Annotated in this window: 4 protein-coding genes; 2 read left to right on the forward strand and 2 right to left on the reverse strand. The window is 69.2% G+C overall.

The window, feature by feature from the left end; all coding sequences use genetic code 11:
* Window positions 1-139: 139 nt before the first annotated feature.
* The gene (locus FV228_RS19760; protein ID WP_147856174.1) at window positions 140-1,522 is read right to left on the reverse strand and encodes an AmpG family muropeptide MFS transporter; all 1,383 of its coding nucleotides are present in this window, start codon (window positions 1,520-1,522) and stop codon (window positions 140-142) included.
* Between the two features lie 240 nt (window positions 1,523-1,762).
* Here FV228_RS19760 and FV228_RS19765 point away from each other — a divergent pair, with 240 nt between their 5' ends.
* Both FV228_RS19765 and FV228_RS19770 read left to right on the forward strand, forming a co-directional pair.
* A complete protein-coding gene (locus FV228_RS19765; protein WP_147856177.1) occupies window positions 1,763-2,803 on the forward strand; it encodes a histidine kinase dimerization/phosphoacceptor domain -containing protein in 1,041 nt (346 codons plus the stop codon).
* 154 nt (window positions 2,804-2,957) lie between these two features.
* Entirely contained in the window at window positions 2,958-3,401 is a 444-nt protein-coding gene (locus FV228_RS19770) for a response regulator (protein WP_147856175.1), read from the forward strand.
* A gap of 175 nt (window positions 3,402-3,576) precedes the next feature.
* On the opposite strand, the gene mutS is transcribed toward FV228_RS19770, so the two are convergent.
* A partial coding sequence (gene mutS, locus FV228_RS19775) for a DNA mismatch repair protein MutS (protein WP_147856176.1) occupies window positions 3,577-5,145 on the reverse strand: 1,569 nt, incomplete at its 5' end.

Consider the following 5,145-nt stretch of genomic DNA (forward strand, 5'->3'; position numbering starts at 1 on the left):
CTCCAGCACCGCCACGGCCCGGCGCAGGGCGGCGAGGTCCGCATCGCTCAAAGCGATTTCGGGGATCGGCGCCGGCATCGTCGCGTCGGCGCGAGTGAGGTCGCTCGTGCTCATCCGTAAATTCCTGGATCTGATCGCATCACGCGGTGCCGGAAGCCCGCGCCGTGGAAGGAAGGTCGGGCGCCGGGATGCGGTTCCCCGCCTCCTCGGCCGCCCGCGCCGCGGCTTCGTCCTGTCGCTGCCCACGCCGTCCGACCGCGAGGCAGAGGATCAGCACCGGGATCCCGACCAGGGAGGTCATCACGAAGAAAGCCGGATAGCCGATCGCCGCCACGACGAAGCCGGACGAGCCCGCGATCAGCTTGCCCGGCAGGGCGTAGAGTGAGGAGAACAGCGCGTACTGCGTCGCCGCGTAGGCCGGGCTGGTGAGGCTCGACATGTAGGCGATCAGCACGATGCCGGCGAAGGAGCCGCAGAAGTTCTCGATCGAGATCGCCACCGTCAGGCGCCAGATCTCGGGGGCGCCGGCCGACAGCCAGGCGAAGGACAGGTGCGAGGATGCAGCCAGGAAGGCGCCGAGCAGCAATGTCGGGAACAGGCCGAGCCGCGCCAGGGCCCAGCCGCCGGCGAAGCCGCCCGCGATGCCGACCCAGATGCCGTACAGCTTGGTGACGGTGGCGATCTCTTTCAGATCGAAGCCCAGCGTCCGGTAGAGGGGGCTCGCCATCACGCCCGACAGGAAATCCGGCAGGCGGTAGAGCGCCACCAGCAGCAGGATGCCCCACAGCGCCCCGCCGAAGCGGCCGTGCAGCTCGGTCAGCGGCTCCAGCACGGCCCGGCGCATCGACCAGAACCGGGAATGCCCGGTGGCGTCGGCCTGCACCCGCGCGGGCGCGTCGAAGGCCGGTGCCAGCAGCGCCGCGATCATCCCGACCAGCATCAGGGCCGCCATGATCAGGTAGGCCAGCGTCCAGCCCCCGGAGGACGCGATGAACAGGGCCCCGGCGCCGGCCGCGATCAGCCCGAGCCGGTAGCCGAGGTTCGAGGTCGCCGCCAGGATGCCCTGGAAGTCGCTTCCGGCGGCGTCGATGCGCCAGCCGTCCACCACCACGTCCTGGCTCGCCGCGCAGAACGCCACCAGGAAGGCTCCGAAGCCGAGCAGCGCCAGGTTGGTCTTCGGGTCCGAGAAGGCCATCAGGATCAGGCACAGGGCGACAGCCGCCTGCGTGGTCACCATCCAGGCCCGCCGCCGGCCGAGCAGCTTGCTCAAGCCCGGCACGTTCAAACGGTCGATCGCCGGGGCCCACAGGAACTTCAGCGAGTACGGCAGCGCGACGTAGCTGAACAGGCCTATCGCCCGCACGTCGATATCCGAGAAGGCGAGCCGGAGCGTGAAGGTCCCGAGCACCAACAGGAGCGGGAGCCCGGAGGAAAACCCGAGCGCCAGCATCAGCAGGATTCGGCGATCCTCGACGATGTCGCGCAGGTGAAAGCGGCGCGCAGCCTGTGGCGGGTTGGCCATGGCATGGAACTCCTGAGCCTTAATGGCCTTGATCCCGCGAAATCGTGGCAGCCTTGCGCCGTTCGGGTCTTGGCTGAATCGGGGGGCTGTGCGCCTAAATCATGGTCGATGCCTGCTTAACGTGGTCTCCACGTCCTGCATGCGCGGGGCGTGATCGGTGCCGCCGCATCGCAGAGCCAGGTCGATCGAGTGTGGAATGATGCGTTGAGTGCCCGCCCCGAGCCCAGTCCGCCCCATGCGATGCTGGTCGATGCCTTTGCCCGTTCGCCATCCCCGATGGTGATCACGGACGCGCGCGCGCCGGACAACCCGATCTCCTGGGTCAACGACGCGTTCGTCGAACTGAGCGGTTTCGCCGTCCACGAACTCGTCGGACGCAATTGCCGCATGTTGCAGGGGCCGGGAACCGACAAGGCGGAGGTCGCCCGGATCCGCGCCGCCGTCGAAGCCGGCGATTCGATTAACTCCGAGCTGTTGAACTACCGTAAGGACGGCACGCCCTACTGGAGCGCGATGACGATCACGCCGGTCCACGACGCGGCCGGCCTCGCGTATTTCTACGCGGCGCAATCCGACATGACCCACACCCGCGAGCGCGAGTTCACCATGCGGGTGAACAACGACGAGTTGGAGCGCTTGGTCGCGGCCCGCACCCACGATCTGAGCGCCGCCCTGGAGCAGAAGACCGCCCTGCTCCACGAGGTCGATCACCGGGTGAAGAACAATCTTCAGGTGATCTCCTCGCTGATGCTGCTCAAGGCCCGGCGTACTCCGGAGGGGGAGGCCCGGGACGCACTCCAGGGCATGGCCGAGCGGATCGGTGCGCTCTCGACCGCGCACCGGATGCTCTACTCCGAGGGCGACTGCACCCACTTCAACCTCGGCGACTTCGCGGCCGAGTTCCTGTCCGACGTGAATGCCGGTCTCGATCACGGGACGCGACGGGTCGAGGCCGAGGTCGAGCCGATCTCGGTGGCGGCGGCCATGGCGGCACCGCTCGCCCTGCTCATCCATGAATTGACCGCGAACGCCCTGCGCCATGCCTTCCCGGATGCGCGCGAGGGCCGCGTCTCGATCACCGCCCGCCGCACCGAGGCCGGGATGCGCCTGACGATCCGCGACGACGGCGTCGGCATCGCGGCGGCGGCCCCGAACCCCGCCGGCTTCGGTCGCAATCTCGTGGAGATGGTGGTGCGCCAGCTGCGGGGCACCATCGCCTGGGCCGATGCCGGACCCGGCACCCATGTCGAGATCGATATCCCGCTCCTGGCGCCGGCTTGAGTCTTCGGCTCAAAGGCTTCAAGCTCAGAGCCCCTGAACACCATCCCGAAAGCCGGTGCCGGCTCTCGGACCACGTCGAGACTCGATGAAGAACCTGGAGCCTTCCCGGATCTGCGATCCGCAAGTTGGCCCTGCAACGGGATGGGGACAGCGCATGAGGGGCGGGAACGCCGGCACGGACGCTGCGCTCCGCATCCTCGTGGTCGAGGACGAGGTGCTGATCGCCCTCGAACTCGAATGCCTGCTGGACGATCTCGGGCACGTCACCGTCGGCATCGCCGGGAGTTCGACCGAAGCCATCGCGCTGGGGCGCTCGGCCACCCCGGACGTCGCCTTCGTGGATATCCACCTGGTCGACGGCCCCACCGGCGTCGAGGTCGCCCGGGCGCTCTCGGCGGATCCGCGGATCACCGTGGTGTTCATGACCGCCAACGCGAAGCGCATCCCGGAGGACTTCGCCGGCGCCATCGGGGTGATCGCCAAGCCCTATTCGGAGCGCGTCGTCGCCAGCATCTTGGACTGGGTCGCCGACCGCAGGGCCGGCCGCGCGCCGGAGCATGGCGCGCCGGACGGCTTTCATTTTGCGCCGGCGCCGTAATTTTTTGGAGACCCCATTCTCCCGTCAAACGCCCTCATCGTGAGGTGTCGGAGCGAAGCGGAGGCCTCGAAGGTATCTTCCTGGGATCGCGCTGCCGGCTGAAGGGATCCTTCGTGGCTGCTGCGCAGCACCACACGATGAGGGGGGGTGGTGGGAGACGCCGGTTACACCGCGATCACCGCTTCTCCGCCCGCTCGCGTTTGAGCCGATAGAGCGCGTCCAGCGCCTCCCGGGGCGTCAGCGCGTCCGGATCGATGGTGTCGAGCAGCGTGCCGATCGGATCCTCGGCCGGCGGCTCAGGCGGCGGTGGCGGGGCGAGCGCCGCGAACAGGGGCAGGTCGTCGATCTTGGCCCGGGCCGGACGCCCGCGCTCGGCCTTCTCCAGGCTCTTCAGGATCGCCCCGGCCCGGGTGACCACGCTGGCCGGCAGCCCGGCGAGCCGCGCCACCTGGAGGCCGTAGCTGCGCTCGGCGATGCCGGGCACCACCTCGTGCAGGAAGACCACGCCGTCGCGGTGCTCGGCCACCTTCAGGGTCGCGTTGTCGAGCCGTGCCAGCCGGTCGCCGAGCGCGGTCAGCTCGTGGAAATGCGTAGCGAACAGTGCCCGGCAGGCATTGGCCTCGTGGAGATGCTCCAGGCAGGCCCAGGCGATCGACAGCCCGTCGAAGGTCGCGGTGCCGCGGCCGATCTCGTCCAAGATCACCAGGGAGCGCCGGCTCGCCTGATTGAGGATCGCGGCGGTCTCGACCATCTCGACCATGAAGGTCGATTGCCCGCGCGCGAGGTCGTCGGCGGCGCCCACCCGCGAGAACAGGCGGTCGACCCGCCCGATCCGCGCCGACGCCGCCGGGACGAACGCGCCCATCTGAGCCAGGACGGCGATCAGGGCGTTCTGGCGCAGGAAGGTCGACTTTCCGCCCATGTTCGGGCCGGTGATCAGACGGATCCGGCCGCGCGTCTCGCCCGACAGGTCGCAATCGTTGGCGATGAACGGTTCGCCCGCCCGACGCAGGGCGGCCTCAACCACCGGGTGACGACCGCCGACAATCGCGAAGGCCAGGGAATCGTCCACCTCGGGCCGCCGCCAGTCCAGCTCGACCGCGAGTTCCGCGTTGCTGGCCGCGACGTCGAGAGACGCCAGAGCTTCGGCGACGCGCGCAGTCTGCGAAGACTGTTCGACGATACGGCCGGCCAGTTCTTCGAAGATCGCGGATTCGAGCGCCAGCGCGCGGTCCGAAGCGCCGGAGATCCTTCGCTCCAGGTCGCCCAGTTCGACGCTCGTGAAGCGCATCGCATCGACCATGGTCTGGCGATGCACGAACTCCCGCTGAAGGCCCTTGAGGCAGGCCTCACCCACCGATTGCGGAACCTCGATGAAATAACCGAGCAGGTTGTTGTGCTTGATCCGCAGCGTTCGGCAACCGGTCTCCTCGGCGTAGCGGGCCTGGAGTGCCGCCACGACCTTGCGCGAGTCCTGGCCGAGCAGCCGGGCCTCGTCCACCTCCGCGGAAAACCCCGCCATGACGAAGCCACCGTCCCGCCGGGACAGGGGCAGCTCGTCGGCCAACGCGGCCTGCAGCGACGTCGTCAGGGCCGGATCGGCCGCCGCCAGGGCCTCGGCGATCTCGGCGAGTTCCGTTGTGGCCGCGGCGGCCTGCGTCAACACCGCCCCGAGCCCGGCGGCGGCCGTCAGCCCGTCCCGGATCGCGGCGCCGGGATCCTCCAGGAGACTCCGGAGCTGGCC

The organism is Methylobacterium sp. WL18 (assembly GCF_008040015.1).
In the GTDB taxonomy this organism is placed as follows: domain Bacteria; phylum Pseudomonadota; class Alphaproteobacteria; order Rhizobiales; family Beijerinckiaceae; genus Methylobacterium; species Methylobacterium mesophilicum.

Bases quoted from the DNA above. Each gene is read 5' to 3' on its own strand.
- FV228_RS19770 (WP_147856175.1), top strand. From the start codon at position 2,958: ATGAGGGGCGGGAACGCCGGCACGGACGCTGCGCTCCGCATCCTCGTG.
- FV228_RS19760 (WP_147856174.1), bottom strand. From the start codon at position 1,522: ATGGCCAACCCGCCACAGGCTGCGCGCCGCTTTCACCTGCGCGACATC.
- FV228_RS19765 (WP_147856177.1), top strand. From the start codon at position 1,763: ATGCTGGTCGATGCCTTTGCCCGTTCGCCATCCCCGATGGTGATCACG.